Source organism: Limnohabitans lacus, assembly GCF_030053395.1.
Classification (GTDB): domain Bacteria; phylum Pseudomonadota; class Gammaproteobacteria; order Burkholderiales; family Burkholderiaceae_C; genus Limnohabitans_A; species Limnohabitans_A lacus.
Genome location: NZ_JASGBH010000001.1, coordinates 383,755 through 406,223 on the forward strand (window position 1 = coordinate 383,755; position 22,469 = coordinate 406,223).

The window sequence follows — 22,469 nt, forward strand, 5'->3', positions numbered from 1 at the left end:
GCATGGCCTTTTTCATGGCCGCATCACTGAATTTGCAGGGCCAAGTGCTGGGCGGTTAAGCCCTTGTCTGCAGGCCATTGGTCAGCGATCAATCCATGTTGATGGACTGCTGTGCATGTGGCATCCCAGGCGTTCATGCCTTGGGCCATGCGAGCGCCCACCAGCCCTGCCAACACATCGCCGGTGCCACCGGTGGCCAAGCGACCATTGCCGGTGGTGTTGATGACCGGAAGGTGGTCAGGCGCCGCCACGATAGAGCCTGAGCCTTTGAGCACCACCACGCATGAAAACAGGTCTGCGATGCGTTGCGCAGATTTCAGCCGATCGCTTTGCACCTGGGCTGTGCTGATGCCTAAAAGGCGTGCCGCTTCGAGCGGATGCGGCGTGAGCACGGTGGGTTTCCCGGCACCTCGCAAACGTAAGAGTGTCTTCAAACCCTCGTCAGCGGCCAGTGCATTGAGGCCGTCGGCGTCCAAAATCAGATGGGCGCTGCGTTGCAAGATGTCCGGTAAACGCTCGGCGATGGCCTGCCCACCACCGCAGCCCGCCACCACACTGAGGCGCTCCAGTTCCAACGCGGCTGCGTCTGGTTGCATCACATCCGGTGGCAGCGTGTTGGCGGACCCGCCCAACCAGCTGACCATGACACGGCCCGCACCCGCATGCAAGGCCGCAGTGGCTGCCAGCACGGCGGCACCGCCCATGCCCAGTGCACCGCCCACGATCACGACGTCGCCATGGCTGCCTTTGTGGCTGGCATGGGTTTTGATGTGCCGCGTAGTCGCCACATTGAGCATCGCCTGGGGCGCTGGTTTTTGAAAAGTTCTGTGGGCAGGCAATCCACCTTCCAGGCGGTCCAGCCAAATTTGCCCGCACACGTCCCGACCATGGTTCATGAAGAGGCCGGGTTTGCCCGCCAAAAAAGTCAGGGTGTGGCTTGCATTTACCGCCAGGTTCTCGGGCGGGACCAGCCCTGAATCTGCGTCCAATCCGGTGGGGATGTCGATGGCCAGCACCTGGGCTGGCGAGGTGTTCATCGCGTTCACCCAATTTTGCAATTCAGTATTCAGAGGTTTCGTGCCACCGATGCCCAGCAAGGCGTCGATGCACAAGTCCTGCTCGGTCATGCTGGCGAGCCAGGCTGAGGGTAGTTGGTTTTGAACGGCTACGCCGGCTTGCAGTGCGCGGGCCAAGGCGGCCTTGGCATCGGCTGGGTGTTTGTCCGGGTCGAGCAAAAGGCTGACGATGACTTCTTTGCCGGCCAGATGTAAATGCTTGGCGGCCTCCAAACCGTCCCCACCGTTGTTTCCAGGGCCAGCAGCCACCCAGATGCGACGGGCATGGGGCGCCGTGGCCAGCGCCAGTTGGGCGGCAGCTTGGCCCGCTTGCTCCATCAATGGTTTTGTGCTTCTGGCTTGCAGTTCGCGCTCCAGGGCGCGCAAGCTGTCTCGTTGGTAGACCGGCCAGTGGCTCAAAGGGCTGAGTTTTTCCATGCGGATCAGTTCAGCAGCGGTTCCAGCACCAGCGCCAATTGCAAAATGGTGTCGTCTTGCATCGCGCCATGCCATGCCATCAAGCCGACGGGAAAATCACCCGCTTGATGGCAAGGCAGGCTGATGCCGCATCCGTCCATCGTGTTGACCACGCTGGTGTTGCGCAGCATCAGCCCGTTGACCCTGAAAAATTCTGCATCCCGCTCTTTGCCGGGAGCCACATCGCTGAACTTGGGGGCGGTGATGGGGGTGGTGGGGGATAAAACCGCGTCGAAGTTTTGCAGTGCAAGCGTCATGCGCTCGATCCAATGGGCGCGAGCCTGCAACAAATCGATGTATTCACAGGCCATCATGCCTTCGCCGCGCAGGAGGCGTTGCGCCACACGCGGGTCGTAGCGGGCACCGTCTTTCTCCAACAGTTGTCGGTGCCATGCATAGCCTTCGGCGGGGCTAAAGCCTCCCGTGCTCATCATGGGCGCCAACTCGAGCAGTTCAGGCAGGTCTATGTCGGTGATTTGCGCGCCGGCGCTGCGCAAGGTGGCCAAGCTGCGTTCAAAGGCGCGGCCCACTTGGGCATCCATTTGGTCTTGCATCAAGGTGTTCACCACAGCCAGGCGGAAGCCAGCCAAGGGGCGGTGGGCGCTGGGCACCGTGCGGTTGGATAAAATTTCGTGCGCCAAGACCGTGTCGCGCACCGTGCGGGTCAGGGCGCAGACGGTGTCGAGTGTGGTGGACAGGGGCAGGGCGCCCGAGGTGGGCACCAGCCGTGCAGTGTTTTTGAAACCAACAAGACCATTGAGTGCAGCCGGGATGCGGATGGACCCCCCCGTGTCCGAGCCCAAACCAATGAACGCAGCCCCGGTGGCCACGGAAACGGCAGCGCCCGAACTGGAGCCGCCGGGTACATGGGCCTGATGTTGCTGGCCTACTGCTTGCTCGGTGCGAGCATCCCAGGCGGCCGGGGTGCCGTGGTGGGGGTTCACGCCCACGCCAGACAAAGCAAACTCCACCATGTTGGTGCGCCCAATCAGTCCAGCACCTGCCGCTTTCAGCCTTTTGATGGCGGTGGCGTCGTTTGAGGCGGGGGGGCGGTTTTGCAACACGATCGAGCCCGCTGTCGTGACTTGGCCCTGCACATCAAAAAGATCTTTGATCGAGACGGACAGCCCAGCCAGTGGGCTTTCAAAGGGGGCAGCTTGCACGGCGGTCTCGAGCAAGGTTTCGGGTGTCAACTCCAGGAACACATCTTTGCAGGCCGAGCTTTGGGCTCGGTCCAGACAAGCTTCGGCCACGGCTTGGGGGTGGATTTCGCCATTCAAAATCGATTGTCGGGTGGCAATCAGGTCGGCTTTCATGTGCAAAGGCTCCATTGAGGCTGAGTCAGGATGCTATAATCCTAAGGCTTTGTTGCTCTGAGCGTCTGTCATATGCGCTACTTGCGTCCAAGAAACTCAAAAGCAGCAAGCACATCCGCAAACCAGCCCCTCAAGGTGTTGCGCCGAAACAGATTCGGTGTGATCAGTGGGTTGGATTTAAGAAACAACCTTTGGAGTACTTTATGTCCGTTACCATGCGCGAAATGCTGGAAGCCGGTGTCCACTTCGGCCACCAAACCCGCTTCTGGAACCCCAAGATGGCCCCCTTCATCTTCGGCCACCGCAACAAGATTCACATCATCAACCTGGAAAAATCGCTGCCGATGTTCCAGGATGCGATCAAATTCGCGAAACAACTGTCTGCCAACCGCGGCACCATCTTGATGGTGGGTACCAAGCGCCAAGCCCGTGAGCTGGTGGCTGCTGAAGCCCAACGCGCTGGCGTGCCTTTCGTTGACCAACGCTGGTTGGGCGGCATGCTGACCAACTTCAAAACCGTCAAGACCTCGATCAAGCGTCTGAAGGACATGAAGGCCCAGCAAGAAGTCGGCCTCGACAGCCTGAGCAAAAAAGAACAACTGATGTTCAAGCGCGAGATCGAAAAACTCGAAAAAGACATCGGTGGTATCCAAGATATGGCTACTTTGCCTGACGCGATCTTTGTGATCGACGTGGGCTACCACAAGATCGCCATCGCCGAAGCCAAGAAGTTGGGCATCCCATTGATCGGTGTGGTCGACTCTAACCACTCGCCCGAAGGCATCGACTACATCATTCCCGGTAACGATGACTCGGCCAAGGCCGTGGCTTTGTATGCCCGTGGCATCGCTGACGCCATCATCGAAGGCCGTGCCAACGCCGTCAACGATGTGGTCAAGGCTGTGACCGAAGGCGCTGACGAGTTCGTCGAAGTGGAAGACGCTTCGGCCTGATTCCCCAAGACTCGGTGAAAGGGGCTTTGTGGCCCCTTTTTTTTAACCTGACTTTTAGATTGAATACGGAGAAATCAAATGGCTGCAATTACCGCAAGCATGGTCGCTGAACTGCGCGCAAAAACCGACGCTCCCATGATGGAGTGCAAAAAAGCCCTGACCGAGGCCGATGGCGACATGGCCAAAGCTGAAGAGTTGTTGCGCGTCAAGCTCGGCACCAAAGCCGGCAAAGCCGCATCGCGTGTGACCGCCGAAGGCGTGGTCACCAGCTTCGTTGAAGGCAACACTGGCGCCATGATCGAAGTGAACTGCGAAACTGACTTTGTGACCAAAAACGACAGCTTCCTGGCCCTGGCCAATGCTGCTGCGCAGTTGGTGGCCAAGCACAACCCCGCCGACGTGGCTGCTCTGGGTGAGCTGCCTTACAGCCAAGACGGTTTTGGCCCCACTTTGGAAGAAGTTCGCAAAGGCCTGATCGGCAAGATTGGTGAGAACATGAGCTTCCGCCGCTTCAAGCGTGCGGCCGGTGGTGCCCAATTGGCCACTTACCTGCACGGCACACGCATTGGCGTCTTGGTTGAATTCGAAGGCCAAGAGCAAGCGGCCAAAGACGTGGCCATGCATGTGGCCGCCATGAAGCCCGTGGCTTTGACCAGCGCCGATGTGCCAGCTGAGTTGATCGAAAAAGAGCGTTCTGTGGCCACCGCCAAAGCTGCTGAGTCTGGCAAGCCTGCTGACATTGCCGCCAAAATGATCGACGGTTCGGTTCAGAAGTACCTCAAAGAAGTCTCCTTGTTCAACCAACCTTTCGTGAAAAACGACAAGCAAACCGTTGAACAAATGCTCAAAGCCAACAGCACTACCGTCAAGGCCTTCACCTTGTTCGTGGTCGGCGAAGGCATTGAAAAGAAAGTGGACGACTTCGCTGCTGAAGTGGCTGCGCAAGTGGCTGCTGCACAAGCTGCTGCTTGATTTGAATCCATCGCGTCATCCCATCGTTCGTATCCATATTGAAGGAGTCCATCATGTCCGAAGCCAAGCCAGCCTATAAGCGCATATTGCTCAAGCTGTCCGGCGAGGCCCTGATGGGGGACGACGCTTTTGGTATCAACCGCGCCACCATTGTTCGCATGTCTGAAGAGATCGCCGAAGTCACTCGACTGGGCGTTCAGGTGGCGGTGGTCATTGGTGGCGGCAATATTTTTCGCGGCGTCGCTGGCGGCTCGGTCGGCATGGACCGCGCCACGGCCGACTACATGGGCATGTTGGCCACCGTGATGAACTCACTGGCTTTGGCCGACGCCATGGACAAAGCCGGTTTGACCGCTCGCGTCATGTCGGCCATTGGCATTGACCAAGTGGTGGAGCCCTATGTGCGCCCCAAGGCTTTGCAATACCTCGAAGAGGGCAAAGTGGTGGTGTTTGCAGCTGGAACAGGCAACCCGTTTTTCACCACCGACACGGCAGCCGCATTGCGTGGCGCAGAAATTGGTGCTGAGATGGTGCTCAAGGCCACCAAGGTCGATGGCGTTTACACCGCTGACCCCAAGAAAGATCCATCGGCCACCCGTTACAGCGAAATCAGCTTCGATGAGGCCATTTCCCGCAACTTGGGCATCATGGACGCGACCGCTTTTGCCTTGTGCCGTGACCAGAAGCTGCCGATCAAGGTGTTTTCGATCATCAAAAATGGCGCTTTGAAGCGCGTGGTGATGGGCGAAGACGAAGGCACCTTGGTTTATGCTTGAACGCGTTCTGACGAGGAGAACCCCATGACCATAGCTGACATCAAAAAAACAACCGAGACCAAGATGGAGCAATCCATTGCGGCATTCAAAAACAACCTGACCAAAATCCGGACAGGACGCGCCAACCCCGCATTGCTCGACACCATCCATGTCGACTATTACGGCTCCATGGTGCCTTTGTCGCAGGTGGCCAACGTGTCCTTGATGGATGCCCGCACCATCAGCGTGCAGCCTTGGGAAAAAGGCATGGGCGCCAAGATCGAAAAAGCCATTCGTGAAAGCGACTTGGGCTTGAACCCCTCATCCATGGGTGAACTGATTCGCGTGCCCATGCCGCCGATGAGCGAAGAGCGCCGCAAAGAGATGACCAAACTCGCGCGCACCGAAGGCGAGAACGGCAAGATTGCCATCCGCAACTTGCGCCGCGATGCCAACGAATCGGTCAAAAAGCTGGTCAAAGACAAACTGGCATCCGAAGACGATCAAAAGCGCGCAGAAGCCGATGTGCAAAAATTGACCGACAAGCGCATGACCGAGATTGACCAACTGGTGGCTGCCAAAGAACAAGAGATCATGGCGGTCTGAGTTTGCGTACGATGCCGTGGCACCCCACGGCCTGAATGGCCGCCCTTTGGCGGCCTTTTTTTCTGGAGAAAGCATGCTCAAGCAAAGAGTCATCACTGCACTGGTTCTGTTGGCCCTGATGCTGCCCGCATTGTTTGCGTCCAACCCCATGCCATTCATGGCGTTGACGGTGGTCATGATAGCCGCCGGTGCTTGGGAATGGGGACGCTTGAATGTCATGGGCTCGCTGTGGTCGTGGGTGGGCGCGCTCTTGACCTTGGCCTTGTGCGGATTGGCTTGGCGCATGGGTTGGGTGACTTCAACCCCGCCGCAATTGTGGTTGTTGGCCGGTGCTGGCTGGGTCTTGCTGGGGGCCTGGATGATCCACCGAGGTGTGGCAGCTTGGGCTTTGTGGCCTCAGGGGCTGCGCTGGGCGGTCGGGTTGCTGTTGCTGACCATGGCTTGGCTGGCCATGGCTCAAGCCCATCAACGTGGTGTGAATTTTCTGCTGTCTGTTTTGGTTTTGGTCTGGGCTGCTGACGTGTTTGCTTATTTCTTTGGTCGCGCATTGGGCGGTCGAATGGTGTCTGTCAAATTGGCCGCCAGCATCAGTCCTGGCAAAAGCTGGGAGGGTGTGTTTGGCGGCATGCTGGGGGTGATGCTGGTTGCTTTGGTGTGGGCTGAAGTGGACAAACACTGGGCTTTGCCAGACTTGAGTTTTTATTCGTTGCTGTTTGCCAAAGGCGCTTGGGTGGCTTGGCCTGCCTTGCTTTTCATGTGCGCCATGAGTGTGGTGGGTGATTTGGTCGAGTCTTTGGTCAAGCGCAGCGTGGGCATGAAGGACAGTTCAGGCTTGCTGCCAGGTCACGGCGGTGTGCTCGACCGAGTGGATGCCCTCTTGCCCACATTGCCTTTGGCCATGATGCTCATGACCTGGATCTGATGGAGCAACGATGAACAAGAAACACCACATTACGATTTTAGGCTCCACGGGTTCCATTGGGACCAGCACTTTGGACGTCTTGTCGCGCCACCCTGATCGGTTTGCGGTCTATGCCTTGACTGCATCCAGCCAAGTCGATTTGATGTTGGCGCAATGCGCGCAGTTCAAGCCCCAAGTGGCCGTGATGGCCCAAGAATTGTCAGGTCGGTTGTTGGCGGACAGAATCAAAGCCGAAGGTTTGCCTGTACAAGTGCGTTGGGGTGCTGAGGCCTTGGATGAAGTCGCCAGCGCGCCCCCTGTGGATGCCGTCATGGCGGCCATCGTGGGCGCTGCGGGCTTGTCACCCTGTTTGGCGGCCGCCAAAGCCGGTAAGCGCCTTCTCTTGGCCAACAAGGAAGCCTTGGTGGTGGGGGGCGATGTGTTTCTGTCTGCTGTTAAACAGGGTGGGGCCGTGTTGCTGCCCATTGACAGTGAGCATTCCGCGATCTTTCAGTCTCTTCCGGAAGATCCTGCGACCTGGCAAAACCGTGTTCAAAAAATCATTTTGACGGCCTCCGGCGGGCCATTTCGTGGACGTGATCCTGCCACCTTGAAGGATGTGACACCTGAACAAGCCTGCGCTCACCCCAACTGGGTCATGGGGCGCAAGATCTCGGTGGACTCGGCCACCATGATGAACAAGGCGCTGGAAGTCATTGAGGCGCGGTACTTATTTGGGATGAAACCCGCTCAATTGGAGGTGGTGATTCATCCCCAAAGCGTCATCCATTCCATGGTCCAGTACCAGGACAACTCGGTGGTCGCTCAACTCGGCACGCCGGACATGCGTGTGCCCATTGCCTATGGTTTGAGCTGGCCTGAGCGGATGACATCGGGCGCATCAGCGTTGGATTTCCATGCTTTGGCCGCCATGACTTTTGAGGCCATGGATGACCATGGTCACCCTGAACGCTTTCCAGGCTTGAACTTGGCCTGGGAAACATTGAACGGTGCACCTGGCAGTTGTGCCTTGCTCAACGCGGCCAATGAAATTTCGGTCGAGGCATTCTTGAATCGACACATCAGGTTTGATCAGATCCATGCGGTGAACCGCGCGACCTTGGACCGCATCACCAATCCTGCGCCACAAAATCTGGAAGATTTGATGGATCTGGACCGTCGAGGGCGTGAAGCAGCGAAATCCATTGTCAAAGCGCTGAACATTTGACGGTTTTTTTACCTGAAGTGTGGCCCGCTCAAAGTGGGTATTTCCAGACACCTGAGATATGATCACGATGACCACGGCAGTGGCCAAGGGTTCATTGCTTAAGCCCTTGCATCTTCACCGGATCACCCATGAATTTCTCAACCGTTCGCGCGCGCATGAATCCTGCGGCTTTGACCTTGTTGGCATCGGCCATGGCTTGTTTGCCTTCGTGGGCCGTGGATCCTTTCACTGTCCGCGATATTCGCGTCGAAGGTTTGCAACGGATCGAGCCAGGGACGGTCTTTGCCTCCTTGCCCTTTCGCGTGGGGGATCAATACACCGATGACAAGGGCGCTTCGGGGATTCGCGCCTTGTTTGCCTTGGGTTTGTTCAAAGATGTGCGTCTTGAAACTCAGGGCGACGTTTTGGTTGTGGTGGTGGAAGAGCGGCCATCGGTGGCTGCCGTTGAATTTATCGGCCTCAAAGAATTTGACAAGGATGTCCTGAGCAAGGCGCTCAAGGAAGTGGGCTTGGCAGAAGGCCGCCCGTATGACAAAGCTTTGGCGGACAAGGCCGAGCAAGAACTCAAGCGTCAGTACATCAGCCGCAGTCTTTATGCCGCTGAAGTGGTGACCACTGCCACACCGATTGATCGCAACCGTGTCAATTTGACTTTCACCATCACTGAAGGTGGTCCGGCCAAAATCGCCAAGATCGAATTGGTCGGCAACAAGACTTTTTCAACCGACACGCTGCGCGATCAGTTCAACCTTGACACCGGCGGCTGGATGAGTTGGTATACCAAGTCCAACCGCTACTCCAGAACCAAGCTCAATGGCGATCTGGAAGCATTGCGTTCCTATTACCTGTCTCGAGGTTTCCTAGAGTTTCGGATTGAGTCCACCCAAGTGGCCATGTCCCCTGACAAGCAGGAAATGGCCATCACCATCAACGTGACGGAAGGCGAGCGCTTTGTTGTGTCGGGGGTCAAACTCGAAGGCAATTACCTTGACAAAGAAGACGAGTTCAAGTCCTTGGTGAAGATCGTTTCTGGCCAACCGTACAACGCGGAAACGGTGGCAGAAACCACCAAAGCCTTCACTGATTATTTCGGGAAATTTGGATTTGCTTTTGCCCGGGTAGACGCCAAGCCCATCATTGACCGTCAAAACAACCGGGTTCAGTTTGTCCTGCAAGCTGAACCTTCCCGTCGGGCGTATGTGCGCCGCATTTTGGTGGCGGGCAATAACCGCACACGGGACGAAGTCATCCGCCGAGAGTTCCGACAGTTGGAGTCTGCTTGGTACGACGGTGACAAGATCAACTTGTCACGCGACCGCGTCAATCGCCTGGGTTATTTCACAGATGTGAATGTGGACACGCAGGAAATCTCAGGCGCTCCCGATCAGGTGGATTTGTTGTTCAGCGTGACGGAAAAACCAACCGGCAGCATTTCTCTGGGCGCAGGCTTTTCGTCCACTGAAAAAATTGCCCTGACGTTCGGTATCCAGCAAGAAAATGCTTTTGGATCGGGTAACTACTTGGCACTGCAAGTCAATACCAGCAAGTACAACCGCAATTATGTGGTCAGCACCACCGATCCTTACTTCACACAGAATGGCATTTCAAGATCGTTCGATCTGTTCCACAGGACGACCAGGCCTTATCTGGGCGATCTGAACTCTTACAGCCTTGTCAATTCGGGCTTGGGTTTGCGTTTTGGCGTGCCGATCACCGAAACCGACAGGGTCTTTGTGGGGGCTAATTTGGAGCAGACGCAGATCGTTGCGGGCACGAATTTGCCAACAGAATATGCCAACTACGCCCTGAAATTCGGCAGCAAGAGCACGGCGATTCCTTTGACCTTGGGGTGGGCCCACGACGCGCGAGACAGTGCTTTGGTTCCGACCAAAGGGTCTTTGCAAAGCTTCACCGCTGACGTCAGTGTGGCAGGTGATGTGCGTTACGCCCGAACGAACTACAAGTATCAGCAGTACATTCCCCTCAGCAAGAAATACACGTTTGCTTTCAACACGGATCTCGGATGGGGGCAGGGCTTGAATGGGCAGGACTATCCGTTGTTCAAGAACTTCTATGTGGGCGGCTTGGGCAGTGTGCGAGGATTTGAACAATCCACCCTCGGCCCCAAATCGTCCACAACAGGCATTTACTTAGGTGGCCCCAAGAAAGTGGTGTTCAACGCAGAATTCATCACACCGTTTCCAGGGGCGGGCAATGACAAGACACTCCGCATGTTCGCTTTCACCGATGTGGGCAAAGCATTCGGTCAGGACGAAAAGGTTTCCTTTGGTGAGCTTCGCGCCTCAGCCGGTATCGGTTTGAGCTGGATTTCGCCGATGGGCCCCTTGCGCTTTTCATATGGTGTCCCTATTCGCCAGCAGACTGGCGATAGAATCCAAAAACTTCAATTCCAAATCGGAACTTCCTTCTAATGAAACCGTTTCGCTCCACCATCGCCCTGGCGTTGCTTGCTGCAACCGCCACTTTCAGTTCTTTGGCGCAAGCCCAGGAATTCAAGCTGGGGTTCGTCAACACCGAACGCATTTTCCGCGAGGCGGCGACAGCCAAGCAGGCTCAAGCCAAGCTTGAGCAAGAATTTTCCCGCCGCGAAAAAGAACTCGTGGATGCTGGTAACGCCTTGAAACTGGCTTCTGAAAAGTTCGAACGCGAAGCTCCCACCTTGGCAGAGTCACAACGCACAGCTCGTCAAAAGCAGTTGCTGGAGCAAGACCGTGAGTTCCAGCGCAAGCGCCGTGAATTCCAAGAAGATTTGAATGCCCGTAAAAACGAAGAGCAGCAAATCGTGGTCGAGCGCGCCAACCGTGCAGTCAAACAGGTGGCTGAGTCTGAGAAATACGATGTCGTTTTCCAGGAAGCCGTCTACATCAACCCCAAGCACGACATCACCGAAAAAGTCATCAAGGCGCTCAACGCCACAGCGGGTAAGTAACAGGCTTTGGCCTGTTCAAGAGGTAGCGCGTGAAGCTGGCTTCGATCGTTGAGGTGCTGGGTGGTCGATTGCTGGGGGATGCGCAGTTGGACATTGTGGGTCTTGCACCATTGCAGTCGGCTCAATCCAATCAGATCAGCTTTCTCAGTCATCCTCGCTACCAAAGTCAATTGGCCGAAAGTTTGGCAGCGTGCGTCATCGTCGCGCCTGCGTTTGAAAATTTGGTAGCCGCGCGACCTGCCGCCATCGTGACGGATGATCCCTATCTGTACTTTGCGCGCTTGACCCGTTTGTGGAAACAAACGCACCAAAAGCCCCAGCGTTCGCGCATCCACCCCAGCGCAGTGATCGACGAAGACGCCTTCGTCGCCCATGATGCCGTCATCGGCCCCCTGTGCGTCATTGAGCGGGGTGCCCGTGTGGGCGCAGGAACCGTTTTGAAATCCCGCGTCACCGTGGGTGAAGATTGCCATCTTGGTGCCCGTTGCATGGTGCATTCTGGGGTGGTGATCGGGGCCGATGGTTTTGGCTTTGCACTGCACCAAGGGCAATGGGAAAAAATCGAACAGTTGGGGGCTGTGCGCATCGGTGACGATGTGGAAATTGGCGCCAACACCTGCATCGACCGCGGTGCACTGGATGACACAGTCATTGAAGATGGCGTCAAACTCGACAACCTGATTCAAATTGGCCACAACGTGCACATCGGCAAGCACACGGCGATGGCCGGTTGTGTCGGGGTAGCAGGCAGTGCTCGCATCGGTGCGCATTGCACCGTTGGCGGTGGTGCGGTGGTCTTGGGACACCTGACCCTGGCCGATCATGTGCACATTTCTGCAGCCTCGGTGGTCACACGTTCCATATTGCAAGCGGGTCAGTACACCGGCATGTTTCCCTTGGACAGCAATGCCAACTGGGAAAAGAACGCTGCCAGCCTCAAACAACTTTCACGATTGCGAGAACGCATCAAAGCGCTTGAATCCGAGATTCAAAATAACAAGGAAAATTGACCATGATGGACATCCACCAAATTCTCAAGCAACTCCCGCACCGCTATCCCATTTTGTTGGTGGACCGTGTGTTGGAGTTGGAAAAGGGCGTACGGATCAAGGCGCTCAAAAACGTGTCCATCAATGAGCCGCATTTCCTGGGTCATTTCCCGCATCGCCCCGTCATGCCGGGTGTCTTGATGCTCGAAGCCCTGGCACAAGCTGCGGCCTTGTTGGCTTTTGACACGCTGGGTGAAACGCCTGACGATCAAACGGTGTATTACTTTGCGGGCATCGATGGTGCGCGCTTCAAGCGCCCTGTGGAGCCTGGTGACCAGCTCATCCTTGAGGTGGAACTCGACCGCATGAAAGCTGGTATTTTCAAGTTCAAGGCTCGAGCCAAAGTGGGTGATGACATCGCGACCGAGGCCGAGTTGATGTGTACCATGCGGAAAATTCCTCAGGCCTGAACACCATGAGCAAGATCCATCCCACGGCCATCATCAGCCCAGGCGCGCAGCTCGACAGCTCCGTGACGGTTGGGCCCTACAGCGTGATCGGCCCTCACGTTCGCATCGATGCGGGCACCACGGTGGCCAGTCACTGCGTGATCGAAGGCCACACCACCATTGGTCGAGATAACCGGATTTTCCAGTTCAGCTCTTTGGGGGCTGTGCCACAAGACAAAAAGTACACCAACGAACCGTGCGAGCTCACCATTGGAGACCGCAACACGATCCGTGAATTTTGCACATTCAACATCGGCTCGCCAGGCGACCGCGCTGTGACCTCGGTGGGCAATGACAATTGGATCATGGCCTATGTGCATTTGGCACATGACTGTGCCGTGGGCAACCACACGATCTTTGCCAACAACACCCAATTGGCCGGCCATGTGGTGGTGGACGATTGGGTGATTTTGGGTGGCTTCACGGTGGTCCATCAGTTTTGCCGCATTGGTGCCCACAGTTTCACGGCGATGAACTCTTTGCTGTTTGGCGATTTGCCACCGTTTGTGATGGCTCAAGGTCAGCCCGCACAGGCGCGATCGATGAACTTCGAAGGCCTGCGCCGTCGTGGGTTCTCTGCTGAGCGCATTGCTGCGGTCAAAGCCATGCACAAGGCGCTTTACCGCGATGGCTTATCACTGGCGGATGCCATGGCCCGTATTGCAAGCTTGACGGAAAAGACGCCAGAGGCCACCCCTGACGTGAAAATGATGCTCGACTTTTTATCAACCACATCACCTCAGCGCGGCATTGTGCGTTGAACCTGAATGGCTGACTTGGACACACAAGCACCACAGGCCCCTTCGGGGGCTTTGTCCTTTGGCATGGTCGCAGGCGAAGCGTCTGGCGATTTGTTGGCCGGGCTTTTGATCGCGGGCTTGCACAAGCGTTGGCCGCAAGCGCAGGGGCGTGGTATTGGTGGCCCCCGAATGGCCGCCTTGGGGTTTGATGCTTGGTGGCCCCACGAGCGATTGGCCGTGCGTGGCTATGTGGAGGTCCTGCGCCATTACCGAGGCATTGTGGCCATTCGTGAGCAGCTCAAGCAGCGCCTTTTGGCCGTGCCGCCCGACGTCTTCATCGGCGTGGATGCGCCTGATTTCAATCTCGATTTGGAAGCAAGCCTCAAAAACGCAGGCATTCCCACGGTGCATTTTGTGTGCCCCTCTGTTTGGGCGTGGCGGCCGGAACGCATAGAAAAAATTCACCGCAGTGTGGATCACATGTTGTGCATTTTCCCTTTTGAAACGCCTTTGCTCGCCAAAGCTGGAATCGATGCCACGTATGTGGGGCACCCGCTGGCTTCAACCATCGCGATGACACCTGATCGGGCTGCTGCGCGCGAGGTGTTGGGCTTGGATCAATGCCGTCCCGTGGTGGCTTTGTTGCCCGGCAGTCGCCGCTCTGAGATCGAACACTTGGTGCCCCGCTTCATTCAAGCGGCACAAGTGATGCAGCAAAAGCAGCCGGGTTTGCAGTTTGTGTTGCCAGCCATTCCCAGTCTTGTGACGGCTGTGCAGGAGCTGGTCGACGCTCAAGGTGCAGTCAATGGCTTGAAGGTGCTCAATGGCCAGTCGCACCCAGCATTGGCCGCCTGTGATGTGACGATGATCGCCAGTGGTACGGCCACTTTGGAAGCCGCCTTGTTCAAGCGCCCCATGGTCATTGGCTACCACATGAATTGGGTCAGCTGGCAAATCATGAAGCGCAAGAAGCTGCAGCCTTGGGTGGGTTTGCCCAACATCTTGTGTCAAGATTTTGTGGTGCCAGAGCTCATCCAAGATGCGTGCACCCCAGAAGCCTTGGCAGCATCAACGCTGGCATGGTTGAGCCATCCGGATCGCGTCGATGCATTGCAAATCCGTTTTCAACAGCTGCACCAGACCTTGCAGCGTGACACCGCAACTTTGGCAACCCATGCCCTCGAAAAAGTCTTGGGTGCTTGAGCAAGCTGCGCTCAATTTTGATGTCCCTGGCCTCATGGCCGGGGTGGACGAAGCCGGCCGTGGCCCATTGGCAGGGCCTGTGGTGGCGGCTGCTGTGATTTTGGACGATCAGCATCCGATTGCCGGCTTGAACGATTCCAAAAAACTGAGCGCCAAGCGACGCGAGAAGTTGTTCGATGAAATCAAGGCCAAGGCATTGTGTTTCTCGATTGCCGAGGCTTCGGTGCAAGAAATTGACGAGATCAACATCTTGCAAGCGACGCTGCTGGCCATGAAACGCGCGGTGGAAGGCTTGCGGCTCAAACCCGTCAAAGTGCTGGTGGATGGCAACCGATTGCCTGCGCTGGACATCCGTGCTGAAGCCATTGTTCAAGGCGACGCATTGGTGCCAGCGATTTCGGCGGCCTCGATTTTGGCCAAAGTGCATCGCGATCGTTTGTGCGAAGAGATGCATGCCCGATACCCGCAGTATGGCTTTGACCAGCACAAGGGCTATGGCACAGCGGTCCATTTGGCTGCCTTGCAAGCCCATGGTCCAGCCGATTGCCACAGATTGACTTTTGCCCCGGTGGCCAGGAGTGTTCGATGAATTTGATCACCTCGCGTGACAACCCCCAGGTCAAAGCCATTCGTCGCTTGGCACAGGACAACACCGCTTACCGCAAAGCGGGTCAGTTCTGGTTGGAAGGCGATCATTTGTGTAAAGCTGCACTGGACCGGGGTGTTCGCCCGCAACAGATGGTGCTGACGGAGTCTTTTTGGAACGAGCAAGGGCCGCAGTGGGCATCGATGTGTGATCAGGTGCTGGTCATGCCCGATGCTTTGTTCGCGACCCTGAGCGGATTGGAGTCACCCGCTCGCATGGGTTTTGTGGTGGCCTGGTCTGACCCCGCTCGGGTCATGAACGACGTCGCCACGGTCATATTGGACCGCCTGCAAGACGCAGGGAATGTTGGGGCCATCTTGCGGTGTGCTTCAGCGTTTGGTTATCGCCAAGTTTTGGCCATCAAAGGCACGGCAGCTTTGTGGTCGCCCAAAGTCCTGCGAGCTGGCATGGGCGCGCATTTTGGGCTCCATTTGGTGGAATCCGCATCGCTTGACGACGTCGCCACTTTGAAGGTGCCGATCCTGACCACGAGCTCGCATGAGGGTGATTTTTTGCACGAGCTTTTGAAAAGCGGTCGCTTGCAGCCCCAATGTGCGTGGCTTTTGGGGCATGAAGGGCAGGGCGTCAGCCATGATTTGATGGTTCTGGCCGGCCAAAAAGTTCGCATTGCCCAGCCCGGCGGCGAGGAGTCGCTGAACGTGGCCACTGCCGCTGCGATATGCCTGCATGCCAGCGCTACGGCTTAAAAAGAGTTCTTTTGTACATATTTGACCTCAGGGCTTGTGGCACTGAGTCAGGGTTTTCGCGGTGGTCCTCGGCTATAATGAGAGGCTTTCCCGCATCAACCCGTACGCCACAGTCCATCCCAGGCCCATTCCTCGAACAAGCAGCCAAAAAGAGACTCGTTCTCTGATGCGCGCTGAGGCGTACCCGAACTATTCCGGAGAACCCAGTGCTTTTGTCTCTTCAGGGAACCTTCCCGCCCGCCATCCTGGCGCTCGCAGACGGCACGGTCTTTATCGGCAACTCGATCGGAGCCACCGGCTCCACAGTCGGCGAAGTGGTGTTCAACACCTCGCTCACCGGCTACCAAGAAATCCTCACCGACCCCAGCTACTGCCAGCAGATCGTCACCTTGACGTATCCGCACATTGGTAACTACGGCGTCAACACGGAGGATATCGAGGCTGACCAAGTCCATGCCGCTGGCTTGATCATCAAAGACCTGCCCTTGATTGCGAGCAACTTCCGCTCCAGCCAAACCTTGTCGTCTTACTTGGCCGATGCCGGCACCGTCGCCATTGCCAACATTGACACCCGTCAACTCACCCGCATCTTGCGCACCAAAGGCGCCCAAAACGGTGCGATCGTGGGTTTGGCCAAAGGCCAAGAAGTCACACAAGCCGTGATCGACCAAGCCGTGGCGGCAGCCAAAGCGGCGCCCCACATGGCTGGCCTCGATTTGGCGCAAAAAGTCACCGTGTCCAAGTCGTATGAGTGGACACAATGCGAGTGGAAGCTGGGCGAAGGCTACGGCAACTTGTCCGCGGCCAAGTTCCATGTGGTCGCGTATGACTTCGGCGTCAAGAAAAACATCTTGCGCATGTTGGCCGAGCGCGGCTGCAAAGTGACCGTTGTGCCCGCCAAGACGCCTGCTGCTGAGGTGCTCAAGCACAAGCCCGATGGCATCTTCTTGTCCAACGGCCCTGGCGATCCAGAGCCTTGCGATTACGCGATCACAGCTGCGGCTGAGCTGATCGAAACCGGCATTCCGACCTTCGGCATTTGCTTGGGTCACCAAATCATGGCTTTGGCCAGTGGCGCTAAAACTTTCAAGATGAAGTTTGGCCACCACGGCGCCAACCACCCCGTGAAAGACCTCGATTCCGGCCGTGTGTCCATCACCAGCCAGAACCATGGTTTTGCGGTGGATGAAAAGTCCTTGCCTGCCAATCTCCGCGCCACGCATGTGTCCTTGTTTGATGGCACCCTGCAAGGCTTGGCCCGCACCGACAAGCCCGCGTTTTGCTTCCAGGGTCACCCTGAAGCATCGCCTGGCCCACACGACATTGCTTACCTCTTTGACCGCTTCATCAAACTGATGGAGGCGAAATAATCATGCCAAAGCGCACCGACCTCAAAAGCATCCTCATCATTGGCGCGGGCCCGATCATCATCGGTCAGGCTTGCGAGTTCGACTATTCCGGCGTGCAGGCTTGCAAAGCTTTGCGTGAAGAGGGTTACAAGGTCATCTTGATCAACAGCAATCCCGCCACGATCATGACCGACCCGGCCACGGCCGATGTGACCTACATCGAGCCCATCACTTGGCAAACGGTTGAGAAGATCATCGCCAAAGAGCGTCCCGACGCCATCTTGCCCACCATGGGTGGCCAGACCGCGCTCAACTGCGCTTTGGACCTGTGGCACCACGGTGTGCTCGACAAATACAACGTCGAGCTGATTGGCGCTACGCCCGAAGCGATCGACAAAGCCGAAGACCGCCTGAAGTTCAAAGACGCCATGACCAAGATCGGTCTGGGATCGGCCCGTTCGGGCATTGCCCACAGCATGGAAGAAGCTTGGGATGTGCAAAAGCGCGTGGGATTCCCCACCGTCATTCGCCCCAGTTTCACGCTGGGAGGCACCGGTGGCGGCATTGCCTACAACCCCGAAGAGTTCGAGACGATTTGCAAACGCGGCTTGGAGGCGTCGCCCACCAATGAGTTGCTGATTGAAGAATCGCTGCTCGGTTGGAAAGAGTACGAGATGGAAGTGGTGCGCGACAAGGCGGACAACTGCATCATCATCTGCTCGATCGAAAACCTGGATCCTATGGGCGTGCACACCGGTGACTCGATCACCGTGGCCCCAGCCCAGACCTTGACCGACAAGGAATACCAGATCCTGCGCAACGCCTCTTTGGCAGTGCTCCGTGAAATTGGCGTGGACACCGGCGGATCGAACGTTCAGTTCTCGATCAACCCCAAAGACGGTCGCATGGTCGTCATCGAGATGAACCCACGCGTGTCGCGTTCTTCCGCCTTGGCATCCAAAGCCACAGGTTTCCCGATCGCCAAAGTGGCTGCTAAATTGGCTGTTGGCTACACCTTGGATGAGCTGCGCAACGAAATCACCGGTGGCGCTACGCCTGCATCGTTCGAGCCTTCGATCGACTACGTGGTCACCAAGATCCCACGTTTTGCGTTTGAGAAATTCCCAACAGCCGACAGCCGCTTGACCACCCAAATGAAATCGGTGGGCGAGGTGATGGCGATGGGGCGTACCTTCCAAGAGTCCTTTCAGAAAGCCTTGCGCGGCCTGGAAGTGGGCGTGGACGGTATGAACGAAAAAACCCAAGACCGTGAAGTGCTGGAAAAAGAATTGGGTGAGCCCGGTCCCGAGCGCATTTGGTACGTGGGCGATGCCTTCGCCATGGGCTTGAGCGTGGACGAGGTGTTTGCCTTGACCAAGATCGACCCTTGGTTCTTGGTGCAGATCGAAGAGATCGTGAAGATTGAACTGGAGTTGGAAAAAACCAGCCTGGATGCGATCACCGCTGTCGAGTTGCGTGCCCTGAAGAAAAAAGGCTTTTCGGATCGCCGATTGGGCAAATTGCTCAAGACGACCGAGCACGTGGTTCGCGCGCGCCGCCATGAACTCAACATCCGTCCTGTTTACAAGCGCGTGGACACCTGCGCTGCCGAATTTTCGACGGACACCGCTTACATGTACTCGTGCTACGAGGGGCATGGCGACGGTGAGTGCGAAGCCGAACCCACCAACAACAAAAAAATCATGGTGCTGGGTGGCGGACCGAACCGCATTGGTCAAGGCATCGAGTTTGATTACTGCTGCGTTCATGCTGCGCTCGCCATGCGCGAAGACGGCTACGAAACCATCATGGTTAACTGCAACCCAGAGACCGTCTCAACCGACTACGACACTTCGGATCGCTTGTACTTTGAGCCATTGACTTTGGAAGACGTGCTTGAGATCGTCGCCAAGGAAAAGCCGACCGGCGTGATCGTGCAATATGGCGGTCAAACCCCATTGAAGTTGGCGCTGGGTCTGGAAGCGGCTGGTGTTCCGATCATCGGTACCAGCCCCGACATGATCGATGCGGCCGAAGACCGTGAGCGTTTCCAAAAACTGCTGCAAGACCTGGGGCTGCGCCAACCGCCCAATGCCACTGCGCGTACCGAGCCAGAAGCATTGGAAAAAGCAGCCGCTTTGGGCTACCCCTTGGTCGTCCGCCCGAGCTATGTGCTGGGTGGCCGCGCCATGGAGATCGTGCACGAGCAACGTGACCTTGAGCGCTACATGCGCGAAGCGGTCAAAGTCTCTAACGACTCACCCGTGCTTTTGGACCGTTTCTTGAACGATGCGATCGAGTGCGATGTCGATTGCCTGCGCGACCCCGAAGGCAAGACCTTCATCGGCGGCGTGATGGAACACATCGAGCAAGCCGGTGTGCACAGCGGTGACTCCGCTTGTTCATTGCCGCCTTATTCCTTGTCGGCCGAAACGGTGGCCGAACTCAAACGCCAATCGGCGGCCATGGCGGGTGCTTTGAACGTGGTAGGTTTGATGAACGTGCAGTTCGCCATCCAACATGTGGACGGCAAAGATGTGATCTACGTGCTGGAAGTCAATCCCCGTGCTTCACGCACCGTGCCTTATGTCTCCAAAGCCACGGGTATCCAGTTGGCCAAGGTGGCTGCCCGCTGCATGGCCGGTCAAACCTTGGCGTCGCAAGGCATCACCAAAGAAGTCACACCCCCTTACTTCAGCGTCAAGGAAGCCGTCTTCCCCTTCGTGAAGTTCCCTGGCGTGGACACCATCCTCGGCCCGGAAATGAAATCCACCGGTGAAGTCATGGGCGTGGGCAAGACATTTGGCGAGGCCTTTGTGAAGAGCCAACTGGGTGCTGGCACCAAGCTGCCACGTTCGGGCAAAGTTTTCCTCACGGTCAAAAACAACGACAAAGCGCGCGCGGTGCAAGTGGCTCGCCAATTGGTCGACCTGGGTTTTGAGTTGTTGGCCACTAAAGGCACGGCTGCGGCGATTGAAGCGGCGCAAGTGCCGGTGCAATTGGTCAACAAGGTCACCGAAGGTCGCCCCCACATTGTGGACATGATCAAGAACAACGAAGTGGCCATGGTCATCAACACCGTGGAAGAGCGTCGCAATGCGATTGCCGATTCGCGCCACATCCGCACTTCGGCTTTGCTCAACCGCGTGACCACCTTCACCACCATCGCTGGTGCTGAAGCGGCCGTGCAAGGCATGAAGAGCATGGATAACCTGGACGTCATTTCCGTGCAGGAAATGCATGCCCAATTGACCGCATGACGCCCATGCCATGCGATGTTTCGCAGGGCATAATGGCTAAAAATCACCGCCGAGAGGCAACTCTCGGCGGTTTGCTTTTGGAGAATACCTGATGTCGACCATCCCAATCACCAAACGTGGTGCTGAGAAACTCAAGGAAGAGTTGCAACGCTTGAAAAGCGTGGACCGGCCAGCGGTCATTCAAGCCATTGCCGAAGCACGTGCGCAAGGCGACTTGAGTGAAAACGCCGAATACGACGCCGCCAAGGACCGTCAAGGTTTCATTGAAGGCCGCATTCAGGAAATCGAAGGCAAGTTGTCAGCCGCACAAATCATCGACCCGGCCACGGTCGATGCCGGTGGCCGTGTGGTGTTTGGAACCACCGTTGAACTCGAAGACGAAAGCACCGGGGACCCCGTGACTTACCAGATCGTGGGTGAAGACGAAGCCGACTTGAAGCTGGGCTTGATCAACATCAGCAGCCCCATCGCCCGTGCCTTGATCGGCAAGGAAGAGGGCGATGTGGCCGAAGTTCAGGCACCCGGTGGTGTTCGCCGTTACGAGATCGTGGGCGTTTCTTACATTTGAGACCCATAAAAAAGCCTGGTGAGGCTGTGGCATCACCAGGCTCTAAGTTGCAATCAAGCTTTCAGGCTTGACGGGTTGTCATCAGTCGAGACGGCCTTTTTTGACCGACTTTTGTTTGGGCTTGGCGCGCTTGATCTGGCCGCCAGCAGTTAGCCGTTGGTTGCCCAGAACGCGCAGTGTTTTGACTTCAGGGCGCTGACCACCGCGTTTGCTGTATTTCAAAACCTTGAAGTCGCGTGGGCCTGCTTTGCGGTCCTCGTCGATTTCTTTGATCTTCTCGGGCTGTGGCCTCCACAGCACCAGCAGCTTGCCGATGTGTTGTATGGGGGCTGCATTGAGTTGATCGGCCAACTGTACAAACATGGCTTCGCGGGCGGCGCGGTCGTCGCCCAAAACGCGGATTTTGATCAGGCCGTGGGCATTGAGCGCCGCTTCGGTTTCCTTGATCACGGCGGCTGACAAGCCATCGCCGCCGATCATGACGACAGGATCAAGGTGGTGTGCATCGGCGCGGAAAACTTTGCGCTCTGCGGGAGTGAGTTGTATTTGAGGCATGGCGCTATTATCCTCGCAAGGACGGACAGGTATGAAAGTAAAAACACAAAGTAAAAAAGTCAACAAGGCTTGGCTGAACGACCATGTCAACGATCCTTACGTCAAGTTGGCGCATAAAGAGGGCTACCGTGCGCGCGCAGCCTACAAGCTCAAAGAAATTGACGAGACCTTGGGTTTGATCCGGCCTGGGCATTTGGTGGTGGATTTGGGCTCAGCCCCTGGTGCGTGGAGTCAATACCTGCGCCGCCGTTTGTCACCTTCGGGGGCGGCTGTAGGAGAACTCAATGGAACCATTGTGGCACTGGACCTTTTGCCGATGGAGCCCATCGAAGGCGTGCAATTCATTCAGGGTGATTTTCGCGAAGACGAGGTCCTGGCCCAATTGGAAGCGGCGGTTGCCGGTCGGCAAGCCGATGTGGTGGTCTCGGACATGGCGCCCAATTTGTCGGGCATCGAGTCCACCGATGCTGCCCGCATTGCCCACCTGATCGAGCTGGCCCTCGACTTCTCTCAAAACCACCTCAAGCCGCAAGGCGCTTTGGTGGTCAAGTTGTTCCATGGCAGCGGCTACAGCCAGTTGGTCAAGTTGTTCAAGGCCACTTTCAAGGTGGTCAAACCGATCAAACCCAAATCCTCACGGGACAAGTCTTCGGAGACGTTTTTGGTGGGTATTGGCTTGATTTCGCCCCCCGCATGAGCAAATCCCGCGTTTTACAGGGCCAAAACACCT

Annotated in this window: 21 protein-coding genes; 18 read left to right on the forward strand and 3 right to left on the reverse strand. The window is 56.7% G+C overall.

The annotated features are described in order from the left end of the window. Nucleotides 1-23: 23 nt before the first annotated feature. Together QLQ16_RS01960 and QLQ16_RS01965 are read right to left on the reverse strand one after the other, a co-directional pair. Nucleotides 24-1,493, reverse strand: coding sequence for an NAD(P)H-hydrate dehydratase (locus QLQ16_RS01960; RefSeq protein WP_283222998.1), 1,470 nt, complete (start codon nucleotides 1,491-1,493; stop codon nucleotides 24-26). A 5-nt stretch (nucleotides 1,494-1,498) separates the two neighbouring features. Then, the gene (locus tag QLQ16_RS01965) at nucleotides 1,499-2,848 is read right to left on the reverse strand and encodes an amidase (RefSeq protein ID WP_283222999.1); all 1,350 of its coding nucleotides are present in this window, start codon (nucleotides 2,846-2,848) and stop codon (nucleotides 1,499-1,501) included. A gap of 203 nt (nucleotides 2,849-3,051) precedes the next feature. Here QLQ16_RS01965 and rpsB point away from each other — a divergent pair, with 203 nt between their 5' ends. The 17 genes from rpsB (at nucleotide 3,052) to greA (ending at nucleotide 21,184) form a co-directional block, all read left to right on the forward strand. Beyond that, nucleotides 3,052-3,801 (forward strand): 30S ribosomal protein S2, encoded by a 750-nt coding sequence (gene rpsB, locus QLQ16_RS01970; RefSeq protein WP_283223000.1) that lies wholly within the window; start codon nucleotides 3,052-3,054, stop codon nucleotides 3,799-3,801. 78 nt (nucleotides 3,802-3,879) lie between these two features. Further along, entirely contained in the window at nucleotides 3,880-4,773 is an 894-nt protein-coding gene (gene tsf, locus QLQ16_RS01975) for a translation elongation factor Ts (RefSeq protein WP_283223001.1), read from the forward strand. A gap of 53 nt (nucleotides 4,774-4,826) precedes the next feature. Then, nucleotides 4,827-5,549 (forward strand): UMP kinase, encoded by a 723-nt coding sequence (gene pyrH, locus QLQ16_RS01980; RefSeq protein ID WP_283223002.1) that lies wholly within the window; start codon nucleotides 4,827-4,829, stop codon nucleotides 5,547-5,549. 24 nt (nucleotides 5,550-5,573) lie between these two features. Beyond that, the gene (gene frr, locus QLQ16_RS01985) at nucleotides 5,574-6,134 is read left to right on the forward strand and encodes a ribosome recycling factor (RefSeq protein ID WP_283223003.1); all 561 of its coding nucleotides are present in this window, start codon (nucleotides 5,574-5,576) and stop codon (nucleotides 6,132-6,134) included. A 73-nt stretch (nucleotides 6,135-6,207) separates the two neighbouring features. Then, nucleotides 6,208-7,056, forward strand: coding sequence for a phosphatidate cytidylyltransferase (locus tag QLQ16_RS01990; RefSeq protein WP_283223004.1), 849 nt, complete (start codon nucleotides 6,208-6,210; stop codon nucleotides 7,054-7,056). 10 nt (nucleotides 7,057-7,066) lie between these two features. Continuing rightward, nucleotides 7,067-8,263: a 1-deoxy-D-xylulose-5-phosphate reductoisomerase gene (gene ispC / locus QLQ16_RS01995; protein ID WP_283223005.1), complete on the forward strand. Its 1,197-nt coding sequence runs from the start codon at nucleotides 7,067-7,069 to the stop codon at nucleotides 8,261-8,263. 128 nt (nucleotides 8,264-8,391) lie between these two features. Beyond that, a complete protein-coding gene (gene bamA / locus QLQ16_RS02000) occupies nucleotides 8,392-10,695 on the forward strand; it encodes an outer membrane protein assembly factor BamA (RefSeq protein ID WP_431310366.1) in 2,304 nt (767 codons plus the stop codon). Next, nucleotides 10,695-11,213, forward strand: a complete 519-nt coding sequence (locus tag QLQ16_RS02005; protein ID WP_283223006.1) for an OmpH/Skp family outer membrane protein — start codon at nucleotides 10,695-10,697, stop codon at nucleotides 11,211-11,213. Before bamA ends, QLQ16_RS02005 begins: the two co-directional genes overlap by 1 nt. A gap of 29 nt (nucleotides 11,214-11,242) precedes the next feature. Beyond that, nucleotides 11,243-12,223, forward strand: a complete 981-nt coding sequence (lpxD, locus tag QLQ16_RS02010) for a UDP-3-O-(3-hydroxymyristoyl)glucosamine N-acyltransferase (RefSeq protein WP_283223007.1) — start codon at nucleotides 11,243-11,245, stop codon at nucleotides 12,221-12,223. A 2-nt stretch (nucleotides 12,224-12,225) separates the two neighbouring features. Further along, on the forward strand, nucleotides 12,226-12,672 hold the full coding sequence (fabZ, locus tag QLQ16_RS02015) for a 3-hydroxyacyl-ACP dehydratase FabZ (protein WP_283223008.1): 447 nt from the start codon (nucleotides 12,226-12,228) through the stop codon (nucleotides 12,670-12,672). Between the two features lie 5 nt (nucleotides 12,673-12,677). Continuing rightward, complete coding sequence (gene lpxA, locus QLQ16_RS02020) at nucleotides 12,678-13,472, forward strand: acyl-ACP--UDP-N-acetylglucosamine O-acyltransferase (RefSeq protein ID WP_283223009.1); 795 nt, start codon at nucleotides 12,678-12,680, stop codon at nucleotides 13,470-13,472. Between the two features lie 6 nt (nucleotides 13,473-13,478). After that, a complete protein-coding gene (gene lpxB / locus QLQ16_RS02025; RefSeq protein ID WP_283223010.1) occupies nucleotides 13,479-14,654 on the forward strand; it encodes a lipid-A-disaccharide synthase in 1,176 nt (391 codons plus the stop codon). Beyond that, a complete protein-coding gene (gene rnhB / locus QLQ16_RS02030) occupies nucleotides 14,626-15,243 on the forward strand; it encodes a ribonuclease HII (protein WP_283223011.1) in 618 nt (205 codons plus the stop codon). The genes lpxB and rnhB overlap by 29 nt, the downstream gene beginning before the upstream one ends. Further along, nucleotides 15,240-16,007: a TrmH family RNA methyltransferase gene (locus tag QLQ16_RS02035; RefSeq protein ID WP_283223012.1), complete on the forward strand. Its 768-nt coding sequence runs from the start codon at nucleotides 15,240-15,242 to the stop codon at nucleotides 16,005-16,007. Before rnhB ends, QLQ16_RS02035 begins: the two co-directional genes overlap by 4 nt. 206 nt (nucleotides 16,008-16,213) lie before the next feature. Then, nucleotides 16,214-17,377, forward strand: a complete 1,164-nt coding sequence (carA, locus tag QLQ16_RS02040; RefSeq protein ID WP_283223013.1) for a glutamine-hydrolyzing carbamoyl-phosphate synthase small subunit — start codon at nucleotides 16,214-16,216, stop codon at nucleotides 17,375-17,377. A gap of 2 nt (nucleotides 17,378-17,379) precedes the next feature. Beyond that, nucleotides 17,380-20,616 (forward strand): carbamoyl-phosphate synthase large subunit, encoded by a 3,237-nt coding sequence (carB, locus tag QLQ16_RS02045; protein WP_283223014.1) that lies wholly within the window; start codon nucleotides 17,380-17,382, stop codon nucleotides 20,614-20,616. A 91-nt stretch (nucleotides 20,617-20,707) separates the two neighbouring features. Then, complete coding sequence (gene greA, locus QLQ16_RS02050) at nucleotides 20,708-21,184, forward strand: transcription elongation factor GreA (protein WP_283223015.1); 477 nt, start codon at nucleotides 20,708-20,710, stop codon at nucleotides 21,182-21,184. A gap of 81 nt (nucleotides 21,185-21,265) precedes the next feature. Here the strand turns inward: greA and QLQ16_RS02055 are convergent, their stop codons facing one another. Continuing rightward, nucleotides 21,266-21,739, reverse strand: coding sequence for a YhbY family RNA-binding protein (locus tag QLQ16_RS02055; RefSeq protein WP_283223016.1), 474 nt, complete (start codon nucleotides 21,737-21,739; stop codon nucleotides 21,266-21,268). 31 nt (nucleotides 21,740-21,770) lie between these two features. On the opposite strand from QLQ16_RS02055, the gene QLQ16_RS02060 reads away from it, so the two are divergent. Then, nucleotides 21,771-22,436 (forward strand): RlmE family RNA methyltransferase, encoded by a 666-nt coding sequence (locus QLQ16_RS02060; RefSeq protein ID WP_283223017.1) that lies wholly within the window; start codon nucleotides 21,771-21,773, stop codon nucleotides 22,434-22,436. Nucleotides 22,437-22,469: the final 33 nt, after the last annotated feature.

Excerpts from the sequence above, each read along its gene's own strand:
- QLQ16_RS01960 (WP_283222998.1), bottom strand. The coding sequence starts at position 1,493 with ATGGAAAAACTCAGCCCTTTGAGCCACTGGCCGGTCTACCAACGAGAC.
- QLQ16_RS01990 (WP_283223004.1), top strand. The coding sequence starts at position 6,208 with ATGCTCAAGCAAAGAGTCATCACTGCACTGGTTCTGTTGGCCCTGATG.
- rnhB (WP_283223011.1), top strand. The coding sequence starts at position 14,626 with ATGCCCTCGAAAAAGTCTTGGGTGCTTGAGCAAGCTGCGCTCAATTTT.
- QLQ16_RS02055 (WP_283223016.1), bottom strand. The coding sequence starts at position 21,739 with ATGCCTCAAATACAACTCACTCCCGCAGAGCGCAAAGTTTTCCGCGCC.
- QLQ16_RS02005 (WP_283223006.1), top strand. The coding sequence starts at position 10,695 with ATGAAACCGTTTCGCTCCACCATCGCCCTGGCGTTGCTTGCTGCAACC.
- bamA (WP_431310366.1), top strand. The coding sequence starts at position 8,392 with ATGAATTTCTCAACCGTTCGCGCGCGCATGAATCCTGCGGCTTTGACC.
- carB (WP_283223014.1), top strand. The coding sequence starts at position 17,380 with ATGCCAAAGCGCACCGACCTCAAAAGCATCCTCATCATTGGCGCGGGC.
- fabZ (WP_283223008.1), top strand. The coding sequence starts at position 12,226 with ATGATGGACATCCACCAAATTCTCAAGCAACTCCCGCACCGCTATCCC.
- ispC (WP_283223005.1), top strand. The coding sequence starts at position 7,067 with ATGAACAAGAAACACCACATTACGATTTTAGGCTCCACGGGTTCCATT.
- QLQ16_RS01965 (WP_283222999.1), bottom strand. The coding sequence starts at position 2,848 with ATGAAAGCCGACCTGATTGCCACCCGACAATCGATTTTGAATGGCGAA.
- lpxA (WP_283223009.1), top strand. The coding sequence starts at position 12,678 with ATGAGCAAGATCCATCCCACGGCCATCATCAGCCCAGGCGCGCAGCTC.
- QLQ16_RS02035 (WP_283223012.1), top strand. The coding sequence starts at position 15,240 with ATGAATTTGATCACCTCGCGTGACAACCCCCAGGTCAAAGCCATTCGT.
- QLQ16_RS02060 (WP_283223017.1), top strand. The coding sequence starts at position 21,771 with ATGAAAGTAAAAACACAAAGTAAAAAAGTCAACAAGGCTTGGCTGAAC.
- greA (WP_283223015.1), top strand. The coding sequence starts at position 20,708 with ATGTCGACCATCCCAATCACCAAACGTGGTGCTGAGAAACTCAAGGAA.
- frr (WP_283223003.1), top strand. The coding sequence starts at position 5,574 with ATGACCATAGCTGACATCAAAAAAACAACCGAGACCAAGATGGAGCAA.
- tsf (WP_283223001.1), top strand. The coding sequence starts at position 3,880 with ATGGCTGCAATTACCGCAAGCATGGTCGCTGAACTGCGCGCAAAAACC.
- pyrH (WP_283223002.1), top strand. The coding sequence starts at position 4,827 with ATGTCCGAAGCCAAGCCAGCCTATAAGCGCATATTGCTCAAGCTGTCC.
- lpxB (WP_283223010.1), top strand. The coding sequence starts at position 13,479 with ATGGCTGACTTGGACACACAAGCACCACAGGCCCCTTCGGGGGCTTTG.
- rpsB (WP_283223000.1), top strand. The coding sequence starts at position 3,052 with ATGTCCGTTACCATGCGCGAAATGCTGGAAGCCGGTGTCCACTTCGGC.